The sequence below is a fragment of the Nonomuraea sp. NPDC051941 genome, from assembly GCF_044593615.1.
On sequence record NZ_JBIUCF010000001.1, the window covers coordinates 72,459 to 89,512 of the forward strand.

Below are 17,054 nucleotides of genomic sequence, written 5' to 3' on the forward strand. Positions count from 1 at the left end.
AGATGGTCAGCGTCCGGAAAGCTCGTCCACGGCGGTGCGGACGTCCTCGCTCGTGATCGTCGTCAGGTCTGCCGAGCTGGCGGACCCGCCGCGCGAGGCGTGGGCGGCCAGCCGCACGTCGCGGCGCATGGCGGCGCGCTCGAACAGCGACCTGGCGAAGCGGCCGTTGCCGAGCCCGTCGATCAGCCGCTCCTCGCACACCCAGGCGAACACGTCGTCGAGGTCGCGCAGCGCCTCCTCGTCGAAGGTGTCGCCGGCCTTCCCGGCCAGCAGCACCGCGATCTCGGACAGCTCCTGCGGCGAGTAGCTGGGGAAGCCCACCCGCTGGTTGAAGCGGCTGGCCAGGCCGGGGTTGGTGGACAGGAACGCGTCCATCTCGCGCTCGTAGCCGGCCAGCACGATGACGAGCCGGTCGCGGTCGTCCTCGGCGCGCTTGAGCAGCGTCTGCACGGCCTCGGCGCCGAACGCGTCGCCACCCTGGTAGCCGGGGTTGACCAGGCTGTAGGCCTCGTCGATGAAGAGCACGCCGCCCAGGGCCCGGTCGACCAGCTCGTTGGTCTTGATCGCGGTGGCGCCGAGGTGCTGGCCGACCAGGTCGGCGCGGTGCGCCTCGACCACGTCGGGCCTGGCCAGCAGGCCGAGCGCGGCGAAGATGCGGCCGATGACCCTGGCGACCGTGGTCTTGCCGGTGCCGGGCGGGCCGACGAACACGAAGTGCCGCATCTGCGGCGGGGTGGGCAGCCCGCGCTCCTGCCGCATGCGCGCCATCTGGAGCTGGGCCGCGATGGCGTGGACCTGCCGCTTGACGGGCGCGAGGCCCGCCATCCTGTCGAGGTCGGCCAGCGCCTCCTCCAGCGTGGGCGTGGCGACGTAGCCGCGGAAGCGCGCGGTCAGCTCCTCGAACGCCTTGGTCACGTCGGGCGTGGTGGTGGTCACCAGGTCCTCGGTGGTCGGGGTGCCGCCCGCGCCCACCACGCGCACGTCACGGGCCTGCGCGGCGGCCTCGACCAGGCTGCGCGCGAACCTGGCGTTGCCCAGCTCGTCGACCAGGCCGCGCCGGTGCACGTCCTCGAACAGGCCGAGCAGCACCCGCCTGGTCTCGGCGTCCATCGTGTCGCCCCGGCGCCGCTGGAGCAGCCCGGTGACCTCGACCAGCTCGGTGGGGGAGTAGCCGGGGAAGCGCACCCGGGTGGCGAACCGGCTGGCCAGCCCGGGATTGCTGGACAGGAACGCGCCCATCTCCTGCTCGTAGCCGGCCAGGATGATGATCAGCCGCTCGCGGTCGTCCTCGGCGCGCTTGAGCAGCGTCTGCACGGCCTCGGCGCCGAACCTGTCGGGCTGCCCGTCGGAGGAGTTGACCAGCCCGTACGCCTCGTCGATGAAGAGCACGCCGCCCAGGGCCCGGTCGACCAGCTCGTTGGTCTTGATCGCGGTCGCGCCCAGGAACTCGCCCACCAGGTCGGCCCGCTGCGCCTCGACCACGTAGGGGGTCTCCAGCAGGCCGAACGCGTAGAAGATCTTGGCGAGCGCGCGGGCGACGCTGGTCTTGCCGGTGCCGGGCGGGCCGAGGAAGACGAAGTGCCTGGTGGGCCGCTCGGTGGTGTAGCCGGCCTCGGCGCGCAGCCGGGACGCCTCGATGGAGGCGGCGATCGAGCGCACCTGCTCCTTGACGGGGGCCAGGCCGACCATGCTCTCCAGCTCGCTGAGCGCCTCCTCGACGGAGATCTGCGGAAGCCCGCCCTGCCTGTCCTGCGGGGACTCGGGCCTGCCCTCGCGCGCCCTGACGCGTACCTGCTGCTCCTCGGCCGCGGCGCTCTCCGCCTTGACCCTGCGGGCCAGCACGAACCGGTAGACCAGCACCGCGGCGGCCACCGCGTACGCCACCCAGACCGCCACGTTCGCCGAGACGAACGAGAGCGGCACGGCGAGCACGCCGGCGGGGGCGAGCGCCAGCAGCGTGGTCACCCACGGCGCCACCCAGCGGATGAGGTGGGCGCCCGCGGCGGCGGGCAGGGCCAGCGCGACCATCAGGTGCACCGAGCCGGAGCCCGCGGGGAACAGCCCGGAGAAGATCGGCAGCGTCAGCACGACCCAGCCCGCGACCACCAGCACGGTGGCGGCGGCGCGGGGGAAGCGCATGGTCAGCGCGACGAACGCGAGCCCCAGCAGGACGAGGGGGAAGGTGTTGAGCAGATTCCACCCGAGCGCCGCCCCCAGGCCCATGACGGCGACCAGCACCACCACGTAGAGGACCCGGCGCACGGCCGGGGGAATCTGGTAATAACGCAGCCGAACCTTCTCGAACAGATCCCGCGCCGCGACCCGCCCCGCGGCCTGGGCCCTGCCGGACTCCTGCATCACGCCTCCCCGGTCCGCCCCCGGTTATACCGCACCGGACCGACGATTGGGCGCTCCTGACACGCTAGGTGGAGGTCACGAAAGCGGCGATCTGTCGCCCGAGTTCGGCCCCCGCGTCCTCTTGCAGGAAGTGCCCGGCGCCCTTGATGACGGGATGCCGCAGGCCGGACGTGCCCGAGATCGACTTGAGCAGAATGGGCGCCATGCCCCCGGTGATCGGATCTCCGTCGGAGAACGCCACGAGGAAAGGCCGCTCGAGTGTCGTGAGAACCTGCCAGGCAGCGCGGTTGGCGGGCGCGGCCGGGTCGTCGGGGGTGATCGGGACGAGGCTCGGCATGACGCGAGGGCCCGCTTTGTACGACTCGTCGGGGAACGGCGCGTCGTAGGCCGCCCGGACCTCCTCGGGCAACTCCGTCCTGCAGCCGGCCTGGACGAGCCGGGCGATGTCCAGCACCGGGGCCTTGAGCACGGCGTTCCTGAACTGGTGCCACACCTCGGGCATGGGAATGTCACCCGTCGGCAAGCCCGTGTTGGCGGCCACGATCCTGGCGACGCTCTCGGGGTGTTCGGCGGCGATCCGCAGCCCGATCAGGCCGCCCCAGTCCTGGCCGACGATGGTGACGCGGCTCAGGCTGTGTTTTTTGGCCGAGCCTTCGCTCGGCGTGCTTCGCTCGATGTCCTCGCTTCGCTGCGGATCCAGTCGAAGCGCGTCGAACAGCAGGGCGCGGGTCCACTCGACGTGCCTGGCGTAGGTGTGCTCGGCCTGGTCGGCGGGCTTGTCCGAGCGGCCGAACCCGACGAGGTCCACCGCTATCGCGCGCAGCCCGGCCGCGGCCAGCTCGGGCATGACGTGCCGGTAGAGGAACGACCAGCTCGGCTCGCCGTGCAGGAGCACGACGGGCTCGCCGTCGGCGGGGCCCGCCTCGACGTACGCCATCCGCAGGCCGTCGGGGACCTCGGCGTAGCGGGGCTCGTAGGGGAAGCCGGGCAGGCCGGCGAAGCGCTCTTCTGGCGTGCGCAGGATACGCATAGAACAAGATTCTAGCTAGCGGCGCTGGTGCCGCCCAGGGAATTCGCCGACGAGCACTTGTTTGGGGGTGACGCGCAGGACGTCGGAGTCGGGCAGGGCGATCCCGCGTACCTCCACCCAGAACCGCCGCTGCAGCGGGTCCGCCGCGAACACCGCCACCCTGGGGTCGGCCGCGATGGCGTCCCACGCCTCCAGCTCCGTGATCACCCGGAGCTCGCCGGACGAGGTGACGGTCGCCACCGCGCCGGCGACCCGGGGGCCGAGGGCGTCGCCGTAGGAAAGGACGATGCTGCGGGCGTACGAGAAGGTCTGGCGCACCTCCGGGTCCAGCGAGACGGACGGCTCGGCGCCCACAGGCAGGTCGCACATGATCAGGGAGGTCCGCCACGGGCCCGGCCCGCCCCGCCACCAGGCCCGCGCCGCCCGCGCCCCGAACACGGCCATCGCCGCCGCGAGCGCGCCCAGCCCGAGCCGCCACGCCCACGTCGCCGCCGGCTCGGCCCGCCAGGACTCCAGCAGCCCGCCCGCCGCGCAGGAGGCCGCGGCCAGGACGACGAGCGCGGTCGCGGCGGGCAGCCACCGGTCGCCGCGGTGACGGGCGCGCAGGTAGCCGCGCACCATCGGGTACGGCACCGCCACGGCGGCGACGGCGGCCCTGGGCTCCACCGCGAGCGCCCCGCCCACCAGCGGGACCAGCACGGACCAGGTCCTGCCGAGCAGGATCCAGAGCAGGACGCCGGCGTTCCTGCGGGCGGTGCGGTCGATCTGCGCCGCGTGGGTGTGCTCCAGGGCCTCCCGGGCGCGCGTGGTCTCGGCCAGCGCCAGGAGCGGGCGGCCGCGCCACGTCTCGGCCAGCGCCCGTACGGCCGCCAAAGCGGGCCACCCCAGCACCACGATGCCCGCCAGCCCCGCCCAGACCGGGTCGAGCGCGGACGGAACGGACGGCACCGCCCCCAGCAGCAGCCAGGCGGCGAACGCGACCACCGACACGGCCGCCGACACCACCGCCGCGCCGAGCCAGGGATCCCGGCAGAGCATCGCGGGCACGTACGACCACAGGCCCACCCGCCGCGCCTGCCTGACCGTGAGCGGCGCCAGGAGCACCAGCACGGCGAACCCGCCGAGCTGGGTGTCCCGGTCGAGGAGGAGCGCGGCCCCGGCGATCGCGAGCGTGGCGAGCGCGACCAGCAGGCGGGCCTGGCGGGACCAGACCTCGAGCGCCCTCCTGACCCGGCCCGTCTCGCGCGGGTCGACCGGCCAGGCGGGGTCGTGGTGCGGGCGGGGGCGGTCCCAGCGCAGCAGGGACAGGCCGAGGTTCATGCGGGCCTGGGGGTTGGCGGGATCGACGGCGAGCGCGGCCCGGTACGACCGCTCGGCGCCGGTGTGGTCGCCGCCCAGCAGGGCCAGGTCGCCCAGCATGACCTCGGGATCGGGCCGCTCCGGCGCGAACTTCCCTGCCAGCGTGGCGTGCTCCACCGCCTCCCGCCGGCGGCCGGGGGAGCGGCGCAGGGTCGCGGCCAGGCGCAGGCGGGCCGGCCAGGAGCCGCGGGCCAGCTCCACGGCACGCTCGGCGGCGGGCAGCGCGTCGGCGTCGCGGCCCAGCCGTTCGTGGGCGAGGCTGATGAGCCGGTACGCCCATTCCGCGCCCGGATCCAGGTCGGCCGCGCGGCGGGCGGCGTCGAGCGCGGACTCGGGGCGGCCGGCGTTCAGCCTGGTCAGGGCCTCGTCACACCATTCACGTGAGGATCGGTCGGAAATATCGCCATTTCTGTCACTTTCGTCGCGCCCCACGGTCTCCATGATCGGGTCGAGGGCGAACCCTGGATAGATGCCGACATATGGCTGTATCTCTCTAGAGAGGTAACGGGGCATCTGTGGATCAGTCGATACTGCTATGACAAGTGCTGGACATGCCCTAAGCTGCGACGCAAGCCGGAGTGCGAGGAGTCGAGGCGGAGGAGCTCGGGAGGAGCGAGCGTCGAGCCGGGCTCCCGCCGCCGACCAAAGAGCACGTGCGGGCCCTGTCAACGGATCGGCCTGCAAGGAGGCCCATGACCGTCATACAGGCCGCACCCCTCGTACGGACTGCCGATCGGGAGCACGGGGACCGCCGCTGGTCCATTCTCGTGCTGCTCTGCGTGAGCCTGCTGCTGATCACCGTCGACGCGACCGTCCTGCACATCGCGGTGCCCGCGCTCACTGCCGCGCTGGAGCCGTCCGCGGTGCAACTGCTGTGGATCATCGACATCTATTCGCTGGTGGTCGCGCCGCTGCTGATCATGTTCGGCACGCTCGGCGACCGGTACGGGCGCAAACGGCTGGTGCTGTGCGGCTACGTCCTGTTCGGCCTGGCCTCGGCCGGGGCCGCGTTCGCCCCGACGCCGCTGACCCTGATTCTGGCCAGGGCGCTGCTCGGCATCGGCGGAGCGATGATCATGCCGGCCACGCTGTCCCTGATCCGCCAGATCTTCACCGACAGGCGCGAGCGCGCCATCGCGCTGGGCGTCTGGAGTGCGGTGGCGGCGGCCGGCGCGGCCGTCGGCCCGCTCATCGGCGGCGTGCTCGTCGGCATCTGGTGGGGCGCCGTCTTCCTGATCAACGTGCCGATCCTGCTGGCGCTGATCCCCGCCGCCGTCCGCCTGCTGCCGGACTCGCCGGGGCGCAAGGACAGGGGATGGGACGGCGCGAGCGCGGTGCTGTCGGTGCTCGGCATCCTGGCGCTGGCGTTCGGGCTGAAGGAGGCGGGCTCGGGCAGCCTGATGCCGCTGTGGGCGTCGGTGCTGGTGTTCCTGGCCGGGCTGGGGCTGCTCTTCCTGTTCGTACGCCGCCAGACGCGCCTGCGCCACCCGCTGCTGGAGGTCGGGCTGTTCCGGCGGCGCGAGTTCACGACCGGGGTGGCCGGCGTGCTGCTCGGCGTGTTCGCGCTGGTGGGCCTGCAGCTCATGCTCGCCCAATACCTGCAGCTCGTGCTCGGCGACAGCCCGCTGCGCGCGGCGGTCCGGATGTTGCCGCTGGTGATCTCGGCCATCTCCGGTGGGCTCGCCGCCGCCCACATCCTGCCGCGCATCGGCATGCGGACCACCATGAGCGGCGGGCTCGGGCTCGTCGCGCTCTCCCTCACCCCCACGCTCTCCTGGGGCGTCGAGGGCCATCCCGTGATGCTGGCGTTCTGCTTCGTGGGCATCGGATTCGGGGTCCAGGTCGCGCTGCTGGCCGCCTCCGACACGATCATGTCCGCGGCGTCGGAGTCCCAGGCGGGCGGGGCCGCGGCCATCGAGGAGACCGCGTACGAACTGGGCGCCGGCCTGGGAGTGGCCGTGCTCGGCACGATCACCGCCGTCGTGTACGCCCCCGGCCTGCACTCGGTGCCCGGCGTGTCCGCCAGCGGCATGGACAAGGCCAGGCAGTCGCTCGCCGGCGCGGCGCACGTCGCGCACGAGGTGGGCGGCAGCGCGGGCGGTGCCCTGCTCGACGCGGCCCGATGGGCCTTCGTGAACGCCCTGCACACGACCGTGGTCGTGAGCGTCGTCCTGCTCAGCCTGACCGCCGTCGCGGTGGCCACGCTGCTCAGCCGTGATTGAGGTGTGCCATGTCCCGATTAGGGCAGACAACTACCGTGAAACAGGCCCTCCGTGATCTTGCTGCTTTAGTCGCCCGCGTCGGCGTGGGCGGCATCTTCTTCGCGAACGGCTGGACCAAGCTGGAAGACGGGCTGAAGGCCACCGGGGCGAAGTTTCTCGCGCAGGGCGCCCCCGCACCCGGCGCCTGGGCCACGGTGACCATGCTCACCGAGCTCATCGGCGGCGCGCTGCTGATCGCGGGCCTGGCCGTCTCGGTCACGGGCCTGATCCTCTTCGCCGAGGCGCTGGGGGTCTTCGTGGTGGCCCCGCCGCTCAACCCCATCAGCCTGAACGAACTCATCCTCCTGGGCGCCGCCTCCCTCCTGCTCGCCGTGGTGGGCGCGGGACGGGTGTCGGTGGACCACATGGTGGTGATCAGGCGGAGGGAGTCGGAGGCGGCGAACGAGTTCGCGGCCGACACGGAGGCGGACCGCGTCATCGCCTCGCTCCGGGGACCCGACAAATCACCGGCTCCGGGGCCGGAGGCGCAGGACGAGCCCAAGGACACCGCCGCCACGGAGGATACGGCGCCCCATCCCCGGCCGCGCGCCAAGAGCGCGGAGACGAGCCGCGCGGAGGACCCCGCACCGGCCCCGGGCGACACCCTGGTCGCCGGCCGCAAGAAACCCACCGCCCGCACCCGCCGCCCACCCTCCGACTGACCCCCCACCCTCCGCCTCGCCGCCCCGACGCCGGTTGAGGCGGAGGCCGCAGGTCACATCCGCCCCGCACCGCCGCGCCGTGCGTCCGTGTCCCCGCCCGTGCGTCGGGGAGCGACTCAAGGTGCGACCGGGGCCGGGTTCTCGGCGGGCGGTGCGGGTGGCATGTGAGATGGGCTCATGTTTGGGTCTTGTTGGTCACGCGGACGCGGCGGATGCTGGTGGGCGAGCCCCCGGTACCCCCAGCCCCGTGAGGTGCCCCATGCCGCGCCGCTCAGCCCACCGGTTGATCGTCCTCGTGCTCCTCCTCGCCGGCACCCTGGTGATCCCCCAGGCCACGGCCACCGCCAAGACCACCACCACGGCAGCCCAGGTCAGCGGTTTCATCGACGCCCACAGCCACCTCTTCTCCTACGAGGCGTTCGGCGGCCGGCTCATGTGCGGCAAGCCGTTCGACCCCGACGGCATCGCCAAGGCGCTGACCGACTGCCCCGACCACTACCCCAACGGCGAACTGGCCTGGTTCGAGAACTTCACCCGCAGGGGCACGGTCACCGGCACCCACGACCCCGTCGGCTGGCCCACGTTCAGGGACTGGCCGGCGAACGACTCGCTGACCCACCAGCAGGCGTACTACACCTGGGTCGAGCGCGCCTGGCGGGGCGGGCTGCGGATCCTGGTGAACGACCTGGTGGCCAACCGCCAGCTGTGCGCGATCTACCCCCTGAAGAAGAACTCGTGCGACGAGATGACCATCATCAGGCTCCAGGCACAGCGGGCGAGGGAGCTGCAGGACCACATCGACGCCGAGCAGGGCGGGCCGGGCAAAGGCTGGTTCCGGATCGTGGCCGATCCGGCCGAGGCGCGGCAGGTCATCCAGGCCGGCAAGCTGGCCGTGGTCCTGGGGATCGAGACCTCCGAGCCGTTCGGCTGCCGCCAGATCCTGGGCATCCCCCAGTGCACCAGAGCGCAGATCGACCGGGGCCTGGACGAGATGTACGCGCTGGGCGTACGCAGCATGTTCGTCTGCCACAAGTACGACAACGCCCTGTGCGGCGTAAGGTTCGACTCCGGCACCCAGGGCGCGATCGTCAACCTGGGCAACTTCCTCGGCACCGGCTCCTTCTGGCAGGCCCGCACCTGTACGACCCCCGAGCACGACAACCCGATCGACCCGGGCGGCGTCCTGCCCGACCCGATCGCGGGCCTGCTGCCTCCCGGCATCTCGCTGCCGGTCTATCCCCCCGCCCCGCACTGCAACACCAGGGGCCTGACCGCGCTGGGCGAGTACATGGTCCAGGGCATGATCCGCCGCGGCATGCTGATCGAGCTCGACCACATGAGCGCCAAGGCCGCCGACCGCACGCTCGACCTGCTCGAAGCCGCCCGCTACCCGGGCGTGATCTCCTCCCACAGCTGGGCCGACCCGCTCTACTTCGACCGGATCTACGCCCTCGGCGGCATGATCACGCAGTACGGCCACGACGCGGAGCACTTCGTCGCCGAGTGGGCCCGCACCAGACCCTCCAGGCAGGCGCACCAGGTCGCCGGCTACGGCTACGGGCTCGACGTCAACGGCATGGGCAGGCTGCCGGCTCCGCGGGCGGGCGCCAACGGGGTGACGTACCCGTTCAGGTCGTACGACGGCAGCGTGCTCCTGGACCGGCTGCGCACCGGCCAGCGGGTGTGGGACGTGAACACGGACGGCGTCGCCAACTACGGCCTGGTGCCCGACTGGATCGAGGACATGCGGATCATCGCCGGCGACGAGATCGTCCGGGACATGGCGGCCGGCGCCGAGTCCTACCTCCGCACATGGGAGGCGGCCACCTCGGCCAGGCCGTGACCGCCCCGGCTATTCTGGCGGCAGGGCGGAGCGAGGGGCGTGGATGGCGGCCAGGTCCGGCAGGGCGCGCGCGACGGTGCGTGACGTCGCGGCGGAGACGGGGCTGTCCATCGCCACGGTCTCCCGCGTGCTCAACGGCCAGGCCAACGTTGCCCCGCACACCCGGGAGCTGGTGCTGCGCGCCGTCGGGCGCCTCGGCGACCAGGCGCCGCGGCCGCGCACGGTCCACGACCCGTCGGCCGGCGCCGTGTACGTTCGCTGCCCGTACGTGCTGACCGACTATTTCGGGCTCATCGTCTCCTCGGTGGGGGAGACCATCGAGCTGCACGGCAGGCAGATGATCCTCGGCGCGGGCGAGGCCGCCCAGGACGCCCCGGTGCTCGCCGGGCTGCCCGGCAGGCAGGGCGTGGCCGGCGCGATCCTCGTCCTGCCCCCGGAGCCGGGCGACGAGCTGGTACGCCTGCGCGACAGCGGCTTCCCCTTCGTGGTGGTCGACCCGAGGACCCCGCCCCCCAAGGACATCGCGGCGGTCTCGGCCGCTCACTTCGCGGGCGGGCGCAAGCTGATGGCGCACGTGGTCGGGCTGGGCCACCGCCGGGTCGGGATCATCGGCGGCCCGGTGGAGTGGCTGCCGAGCGAGGCCAGGCTCGCGGGTTACACGGCCTCGCTGGCGGACGCCGGGGTGCTGCCCGAGCCCGAGCTGCTGCGCAGCGTGCCGGAGCCGAGCACCGAGTACGGCTACCTGGCGGCCTGCGAGCTGCTCGACCTGCCGGAGCGGCCGACGGCGCTGGTGGCGTTCAACGACAAGATGGCCGTCGGGGCGCTGTGGGCGGCGGCCGAGCGGCGGCTGAGCGTCCCAGGCGACCTGTCAGTGGCGGGCTTCGACGACATCGACGTCAGCAGGGCCACCTCGCCCGCCCTCACCACGGTGCGCCAGCCCCTGCAGGAGATGGGCCGGATGGCGGTCACGCTGCTGATGCGGCTGCTGAGCCGTCACACGGTGGAGGCGCTGCACGTCTCGCTCGAGACCGAGCTGATCGTCCGTGGCTCCACCGGCTCAGCCTGATCGTTTCATTTGTTTCATAGCCACAAATGGGCCTTGACGCTGCCCATGACCCGTGGTCACCTAAAAGAAAGTTTCTTTATTGTTTCATTTGTTACATGGACATCACCCCCCGCCCGGAAGGGAAACAACGCCGTGTCCCGAATACTCACGCTCGTCTGCGCGGCCGTGCTGGCGCTGGCCGTGCCCGTCCCGGCGTACGCCGCCGGCGAGACGGTGAACGTCTGGCTCACCACCACCTCGGACGCCGGAGGCCGGAACGTCACCCGCGGCCTCGCGCAACAGACCCCGATCGCCTTCGGCTCCGCCGGCGGCAGCGCCAACCAGACGATCACCGTCAACGAGGGCACCACGTACCAGCAGTTCGAGGGCGGCGGCGCGTCGATCACCGACACGACCGCGTACCTGCTGCGCGGCGGCCCCGTCAGCGCGGCCACGCGGGACGCGACCATGCGCAAGCTGTTCTCGCCCACGGACGGGATCGGCCTGTCGTTCGTCCGCAACCCGATCGGCGCCTCCGACCTGTCGCGCCCCGGCATGGTCTCGCTCGACGACACCTGCTGTGACCTCAACGACTTCGGCGCCAACGGCTACGACACCAACGTCCGCCTGCTGACCGTCCAGGCCAAGCAGCTCAACCCGGAGCTGCGGGTCAAGGGCGTGCCGTGGAGCGCGCCCGGCTGGATGAAGGACAACGGCCGGATGGACCAGATGGGCTGGCTGAAGTCGCAGTACTACGCCACGTACGCCCAGTACTTTGTCAAGTACGTCCAGAGCTACCAGGCCGCCGGGGTCCCGGTGAACTACATCTCCGTCCAGAACGAGCCCAACTGCTGCCAGGCGTCCAACCCGACCGCCATGAACTACCCCGGCATGAACTGGAACTCCTCCGGCCTCATCGAGCTGACCAAGAACTTCGTGTACCCGGCCTTCCGGGCGGCCGGCATCACCACGAAGGTGCTCGTACACGACTGGAACTACGGCGACTACGGCCAGATCGGCGGCCCCATCCTGGCCGACGCGGCGCTGCGGAACGACCCGCTGTTCGGCGGCATCGCCTGGCACGGCTACTTCGGCGACCCGGCGGTCGGCTCGCAGGTGCACGACCAGTACCCGTCGGTGCCCCAGTTCAGCACCGAGCACTCCGGCGGCACCTGGATCGGCAACCAGCACAACGAGGACATGGCCGACATCGTGAACTACACCCGCAACTGGAGCCGCAGCCTGGTCAAGTGGAGTCTGGCGCTCAACCAGCAGATGGGTCCGCACAACGGCGGCTGCGGCACCTGCACCGGCCTGATCACGGTCCAGGAGGGCGGCTCGCGCGCCGGCCAGGTGGACTACACGATCGAGTACTACACGACCGGCCACCTCACCAAGTTCGTCAGGCCCGGGGCGTACCGGATCGACTCGACCGCCAACTCCACGGTGCAGAACGTCGCCTGGCGCAACCCCGACGGCTCCAAGGCCCTGATCGCCCACAACGGCGGCACCTCGGCCCAGTCGGTCAGGGTCAACTGGGGCAACCAGTCGTTCGTGTACACGCTGCCCGCCCGTACCACCGCGACCTTCACCTGGTCGGGCACGCCGGGCGGCAACCCGGCCGGCGCGATCACCGGTCTGGCCGGCAAGTGTGTCGACGTGGCCGGCGGCAGCAGCGCGGACGGCGTGGCCGTGCAGCTCTACACCTGCAACGGCACCGCCGCCCAGCAGTGGACCCGCCCGGGCGACGGCACGCTGCGCGCGCTCGGCAAGTGCCTCGACGTGGTCGACCGCGGCACCGCCGACGGCAGCAAGCTCCAGCTGTGGTCGTGTTCGGGCGGCGCCAACCAGCAGTGGACCTACACCTCGGGCCGCGACCTGGTGAACCCCGCCGCGAACAAGTGCGCCGACGTCACCGGCAACTCAAGCGCCGACGGCACCCGGCTGCAGATCTGGACCTGCACGGGCGCCGCCAACCAGAAGTGGACGCTGTCGTGATCACATGCCGGCGGTGAGGCGGGCGACCACCCGCATCTTGTTCATCGCGTCCAGCGCGGCCACCTTGTACGACTCGGCCAGCGTCGGATAGTTGAACACGGCGTTGACCAGGTAGTCGATCGTCCCGCCGCACCCCATGACCGTCTGCCCGATGTGCACGAGCTCCGTCGCCCCCGTGCCGAACACGTGGACGCCGAGCAGCCGCCGGTCCTCGGGGGAGACGAGGAGCTTGAGCATCCCGTACGAGTCGCCGATGATCTGCCCCCTGGCCAGTTCCCGGTACCGCGAGATGCCCACCTCGAACGGCACCTTGTCCCGGGTCAGCTCGTCCTCCGACCGGCCGACGAAGCTGATCTCGGGAATGGTGTAGATCCCGATGGGCGGCAGCTCGCGGGCGTCCTCGACCGGCTCCCCGCACGCGTGCTGCGCGGCCACCCGCCCCTGCTCCATGGAGGTGGCCGCCAGCGCGGGGAAGCCGATCACGTCGCCCACGGCGTAGATGTGCGACACCTCGGTGGCGTAGTTGGAGTCCACCGAGATGCGGCCGCGGGCGTCGGCGGCCAGGCCGGCGGCCTCCAGGCACAGCTCGGCGGTCTTGCCCTGGCGCCCGGCCGAGTACATGACGCAGTCGGCGGGGATCTTCTTGCCGCTCTCCAGCAGGGTCAGCGCCCCGCCGGGGCGGCGCTCGACGGCGGCCACGTTCTCCCCGAAGCGGAACGTCACGGCCAGGTCGCGCAGGTGGTACTTCAGCGCCTCGACGATCTCCAGGTCGCAGAACTCCAGCATGCGCTCGCGCCGCTCGATCACCGTCACCTTGGTGCCGAGGGCGGCGAACATGGAGGCGTACTCGATGCCGATGACCCCGGCCCCCACCACGACCAGGGTCTCGGGGATCCGGTCGAGGTGCAGGATCGCGTCGGAGTCGATGATCGTCCTGTCGTCGAACTCGACGCTGTCGGGACGGGCGGGTGAGGTGCCGGTGGCGATCACGACCTTCTCGGCGGTGATCTTCGTCTCCTCGGACTTGCCCTCCTCGTGCGTGATCCCGATCGTGTGCGCGTCCAGGAACCGGCCGGTGCCCTGCAGCACCGTCACGTGGTTGCGGGCGAGCTGGCTGCGGATCACCTGGATCTCGCGGCCGATCACGTGCTGGGTGCGCATCCCGAGGTCGGTGACCGTGATCTCGTCCTTGACGCGGTAGCTGGCGCCGTACAGCTCCCGCTGGTTGAGCCCTGTGAGATAGAGGACGGCCTCCCTGAGGGTTTTGGAGGGGATCGTCCCCGTGTTGATGCACACGCCGCCGAGCATGTGTCGTTTCTCGACCACAGCGACACGCTTGCCGAGCTTCGCCGCCGCGATCGCGGCCTTCTGTCCACCTGGCCCGGAACCCAGGACCACAACATCAAAGTCCGCCACACCGTCCAGTCTGCTGGTGGCGTGTTAACGGGAAAAGACCTGTCTGCGAGACTCCGAATTATGTTGCGCCCTTTCACCGAGGTTGACGTCTTCACCACCACCCCGTACCACGGGAACGCGCTCGCGGTCGTGCTCGACGGCCAGGGGCTGACGGCCGAGGAGATGCAGCGGTTCGCCACCTGGACGAACCTGGCCGAGACCACCTTCCTGCTGCCGCCGACCACACCCGAGGCCGACTACCGGGTGCGGATCTTCACCGCGTCCGTGGAGCTGCCCTTCGCCGGGCACCCGACCCTCGGCACCTGCCACGCCTGGCTGGAGGCCGGGGGAGTGCCGCACCAGGAGGGAGAGATCGTCCAGGAGTGCGCGGCCGGGCTGGTACGGGTACGCAGGACCGGCGACGGGCTGGCCTTCCACGCGCCGCCCCTCGTGCGGTCGGGCCCCGTGGAGGAACCGCTGGCCGGGCGGATCGCCGAGTCCCTCGGGATCGGGCGGGCCGACATCGTGGACATGGAGTGGGCCGACAACGGCCCCGGCTGGATCGCGGTGCTGCTCGCGGACGCCGAGTCCGTGCTCGCGCTGCGCCCTGGCCTCGTCCCCAACTACGTGGGCGTGGCGGGCCCCTACCCCGAGGGGGCGCCGTACGACTTCGAGGTGCGGGCGTTCACGCACGCGCACGGCTCCACCATCGAGGACCCGGTGACGGGCAGCCTCAACGCCTCCATGGCCCAGTGGCTGCTTCGCTCGGGCCGGGCCAAGGCCCCGTACGTGGCCAGACAGGGCACGGTGCTGGGCTTCTCGGGCCGGGTGCACATCTCCACCGACGCCGAGGGGGACGTGTGGGTGGGCGGCTCCGTGCTGACCTGCGTCACCGGCCAGGTCGAACTGTGAACCGCACCTCGTCGCCCGGCCGCAGCTGGGCGGCGACCGGCAGGTCCGCCTCGCGTACGACGCCGATCACCGGGTAGCCGCCCGTCGGCGGGTGGTCGGCGAGGAAGACGATCGGCTGCCCGCTCGGCGGCACCTGGATCGCCCCGGTGACCATCCCCTCGCTCGGCAGCTCGCCCTCCTTGGCCCTGACCAGCTCGGCGCCGCTGAGCCGCACCCCGACGCGGTTGCTGTCCTGGCTCACCGAGTACGGCCGCGCGCACAGCTCGGTCAGCGCGTCCGGCACGAACCAGTCGTCCCGCGGCCCCGGCGTCACCCGCAGCACGGCGGGCCGGGGCCCGGGCGGCGGCGCCAGGTCGACGGAGATCACGCCTTCGGGCCGCCCGACGGGCAGCAGCGTGCCCGCCCGCAGCGGCTCCGGGCCGAGCCCGGACAGCGAGTCGGTGGAGCGGCTGCCGAGCACCGGCTCCACCGCGATCCCGCCGCGCACGGCCACATAAGTGCGCAGCCCCCACTCCGGCATGCCCAGCCGCAGCTCCGTGCCCTTCGCGACCCAGTACGGCGCCCCCATCCCCGCCGCGCTGTCCACGGGCGCGCCCGCCAGCGCCACCCACGCCCCGTCGTGGAACAGCAGCCGCGCCATGCCGAACGTCAGCTCGATCCCCGCCAGGCCCTCCGGGTTGCCCACGAGCCTGTTGGCCAGCCGCAGGCTCGGCGCGTCGGCCGCCCCCGAGCGGGGCACCCCCAGATGGGCGAGGCCCGGCCGCCCCAGATCCTGGACGGTCGCGTACGGCCCCGCCGCCATCACCTCGATCATGTGGGTTCAAACCGTACGCGCACGCCCGGCCTGAAGAGCGAGGGAGGGTCGGCCGTCACGTCCCACACCCGCACGGAGGTGCGCCCGATCAGCCGCCACCCGCCCGGCGAGGCGCTCGGGTAGACCGCCGAGTACGGCCCCGCCACCGCCACCGACCCGGCCGGCACCGACGTGCGCGGTGTGTCGAGCCTGGGCGTCTCCAGCACCGGATCCAGCCCCGTGAGATAGGCGAACCCCGGGGCGAACCCCAGCCAGCCCACCACCAGCTCCCGCCCCGCGTGCCGGGAGACCACCTCGTCCACCGGGATCCCGGCCAGTGCCGCCACGGAATCGAGATCCGCCCCGTCATAGACGACGGGAATCGTCACGACGTCCCCCTCGGCCGCCCGAGCACCGGCCCTGTCCCGCTCGCGGCCGACGACGTCCACCAGAAGCGCCCGCAGCCGCGCCTGATCCGCCCCAGGAGCCACCACGAGCACCGTCTCCGGCCCCGGCACGATCTCCACCACCCCGGTCGGCAGATCGGCCCGCAGCGCCGCGTCCAGCCGGTGAGACAGCTCCAGCGAGCCGGTCTCCACGAGCAGCCCGTGCTCCCCGGCCGCCCGGATCACGCGAACGCCTGCAGGACCACTCCGGCCGCCAGCAACGCGTCCCGCACCCCCTGCGCCAGCCGGACGGCGTCAGGCGTGTCCCCGTGCACACAGATGGAACGTGCCGAAACCGGGACAGAACTGCCGTCGATGGCCGTCACGGAGCCGTGCACGGCCATCCGGCACGCTCGGTCGGCCACCGCGGCGGGGTCGTGGATGACCGCGCCCGGCTCCCTGCGCGACACCAGAGTCCCCTCGGGGGTGTACGCGCGGTCGGCGAACGCCTCGTTCACGGTCGGGACGCCCGCGGCGGCCGCCACCGCGTGCACCACCGAACCGGGCAGCGTGAGCACCGGCAGCGAGGGGTCGTAGTCGGCCACCGCGTCGATCACCGCCGCCGCCTGCACCTCGTCGCGGCAGATCCGGTTGTAGAGCGCGCCGTGCGGCTTGATGTACGAGACCCGGCCGCCCATGGCTTTGGCGATGCCGTCGACGGCCGCGAGCTGGTACAGCACCTCGGCGCACAGCTCCTCCGGCTCGGCGTCCATCTCCCTGCGCCCGAAGTGGGCCAGGTCGCGGTAGGACACCTGCGCGCCGATCGTCACCCCGCGGTCCACGGCCGCCGCGCACGTCCGTCTGATCGTCACGGGGTCGCCCGCGTGGAAACCGCAGGCCACATTGGCGCTCGTGACGATGTCGAGCAGGGCGAGGTCGTCGCCGAGCCGCCAGACGCCGAACCCTTCACCCAGGTCGGCGTTGAGGTCGATCACCATGGCAGTAGAGGCTA

13 protein-coding genes are annotated in these 17,054 nt (G+C 72.1%); 6 read left to right on the forward strand and 7 right to left on the reverse strand.

What is annotated here, in order from left to right; genetic code table 11:
• Positions 1-6: 6 nt before the first annotated feature.
• The 3 genes from ACIHFD_RS00315 to ACIHFD_RS00325 all read right to left on the reverse strand — a co-directional run bounded on the left by ACIHFD_RS00315 (position 7) and on the right by ACIHFD_RS00325 (position 5,179).
• Positions 7-2,358, reverse strand: a complete 2,352-nt coding sequence (locus tag ACIHFD_RS00315) for an AAA family ATPase (RefSeq protein ID WP_397364930.1) — start codon at positions 2,356-2,358, stop codon at positions 7-9.
• A gap of 64 nt (positions 2,359-2,422) precedes the next feature.
• Positions 2,423-3,388, reverse strand: a complete 966-nt coding sequence (locus ACIHFD_RS00320; protein ID WP_397364931.1) for a haloalkane dehalogenase — start codon at positions 3,386-3,388, stop codon at positions 2,423-2,425.
• Between the two features lie 15 nt (positions 3,389-3,403).
• Positions 3,404-5,179: a tetratricopeptide repeat protein gene (locus ACIHFD_RS00325; protein ID WP_397364932.1), complete on the reverse strand. Its 1,776-nt coding sequence runs from the start codon at positions 5,177-5,179 to the stop codon at positions 3,404-3,406.
• A gap of 260 nt (positions 5,180-5,439) precedes the next feature.
• Here ACIHFD_RS00325 and ACIHFD_RS00330 point away from each other — a divergent pair, with 260 nt between their 5' ends.
• From ACIHFD_RS00330 to ACIHFD_RS00350, 5 genes are all read left to right on the forward strand, one after another.
• Positions 5,440-6,969, forward strand: a complete 1,530-nt coding sequence (locus ACIHFD_RS00330; RefSeq protein WP_397364933.1) for an MFS transporter — start codon at positions 5,440-5,442, stop codon at positions 6,967-6,969.
• A 35-nt stretch (positions 6,970-7,004) separates the two neighbouring features.
• On the forward strand, positions 7,005-7,670 hold the full coding sequence (locus tag ACIHFD_RS00335) for a DoxX family protein (RefSeq protein ID WP_397364934.1): 666 nt from the start codon (positions 7,005-7,007) through the stop codon (positions 7,668-7,670).
• A gap of 259 nt (positions 7,671-7,929) precedes the next feature.
• Entirely contained in the window at positions 7,930-9,513 is a 1,584-nt protein-coding gene (locus ACIHFD_RS00340) for a membrane dipeptidase (protein ID WP_397364935.1), read from the forward strand.
• Positions 9,514-9,556: 43 nt separating this feature from the next.
• A complete protein-coding gene (locus ACIHFD_RS00345) occupies positions 9,557-10,579 on the forward strand; it encodes a LacI family DNA-binding transcriptional regulator (protein ID WP_397364936.1) in 1,023 nt (340 codons plus the stop codon).
• 132 nt (positions 10,580-10,711) lie between these two features.
• Positions 10,712-12,556, forward strand: coding sequence for a ricin-type beta-trefoil lectin domain protein (locus ACIHFD_RS00350; RefSeq protein WP_397364937.1), 1,845 nt, complete (start codon positions 10,712-10,714; stop codon positions 12,554-12,556).
• Here ACIHFD_RS00350 and sthA read toward each other — a convergent pair whose 3' ends face one another.
• The gene (gene sthA, locus ACIHFD_RS00355) at positions 12,557-13,972 is read right to left on the reverse strand and encodes a Si-specific NAD(P)(+) transhydrogenase (RefSeq protein ID WP_350739158.1); all 1,416 of its coding nucleotides are present in this window, start codon (positions 13,970-13,972) and stop codon (positions 12,557-12,559) included.
• Positions 13,973-14,032: 60 nt separating this feature from the next.
• Here sthA and ACIHFD_RS00360 point away from each other — a divergent pair, with 60 nt between their 5' ends.
• Complete coding sequence (locus ACIHFD_RS00360) at positions 14,033-14,863, forward strand: PhzF family phenazine biosynthesis protein (RefSeq protein WP_397364938.1); 831 nt, start codon at positions 14,033-14,035, stop codon at positions 14,861-14,863.
• Here the strand turns inward: ACIHFD_RS00360 and ACIHFD_RS00365 are convergent.
• Genes ACIHFD_RS00365 through ACIHFD_RS00375 form a run of 3 tightly spaced genes read right to left on the reverse strand, consistent with a single transcriptional unit; the run spans position 14,841 to position 17,040 of the window.
• Complete coding sequence (locus ACIHFD_RS00365) at positions 14,841-15,677, reverse strand: biotin-dependent carboxyltransferase family protein (RefSeq protein WP_397364939.1); 837 nt, start codon at positions 15,675-15,677, stop codon at positions 14,841-14,843. The genes ACIHFD_RS00360 and ACIHFD_RS00365 overlap by 23 nt on opposite strands.
• Positions 15,674-16,288: an allophanate hydrolase subunit 1 gene (locus ACIHFD_RS00370; RefSeq protein ID WP_397364940.1), complete on the reverse strand. Its 615-nt coding sequence runs from the start codon at positions 16,286-16,288 to the stop codon at positions 15,674-15,676. Before ACIHFD_RS00370 ends, ACIHFD_RS00365 begins: the two co-directional genes overlap by 4 nt.
• Complete coding sequence (locus tag ACIHFD_RS00375; RefSeq protein WP_397364941.1) at positions 16,285-17,040, reverse strand: LamB/YcsF family protein; 756 nt, start codon at positions 17,038-17,040, stop codon at positions 16,285-16,287. Before ACIHFD_RS00375 ends, ACIHFD_RS00370 begins: the two co-directional genes overlap by 4 nt.
• Positions 17,041-17,054 lie beyond the last annotated feature (14 nt).

Bases quoted from the DNA above. Each gene is read 5' to 3' on its own strand.
- ACIHFD_RS00345 (WP_397364936.1), top strand. From the start codon at position 9,557: ATGGCGGCCAGGTCCGGCAGGGCGCGCGCGACGGTGCGTGACGTCGCG.
- ACIHFD_RS00365 (WP_397364939.1), bottom strand. From the start codon at position 15,677: ATGATCGAGGTGATGGCGGCGGGGCCGTACGCGACCGTCCAGGATCTG.
- ACIHFD_RS00320 (WP_397364931.1), bottom strand. From the start codon at position 3,388: ATGCGTATCCTGCGCACGCCAGAAGAGCGCTTCGCCGGCCTGCCCGGC.
- ACIHFD_RS00315 (WP_397364930.1), bottom strand. From the start codon at position 2,358: ATGCAGGAGTCCGGCAGGGCCCAGGCCGCGGGGCGGGTCGCGGCGCGG.
- ACIHFD_RS00330 (WP_397364933.1), top strand. From the start codon at position 5,440: ATGACCGTCATACAGGCCGCACCCCTCGTACGGACTGCCGATCGGGAG.
- ACIHFD_RS00360 (WP_397364938.1), top strand. From the start codon at position 14,033: ATGTTGCGCCCTTTCACCGAGGTTGACGTCTTCACCACCACCCCGTAC.
- ACIHFD_RS00375 (WP_397364941.1), bottom strand. From the start codon at position 17,040: ATGGTGATCGACCTCAACGCCGACCTGGGTGAAGGGTTCGGCGTCTGG.
- ACIHFD_RS00340 (WP_397364935.1), top strand. From the start codon at position 7,930: ATGCCGCGCCGCTCAGCCCACCGGTTGATCGTCCTCGTGCTCCTCCTC.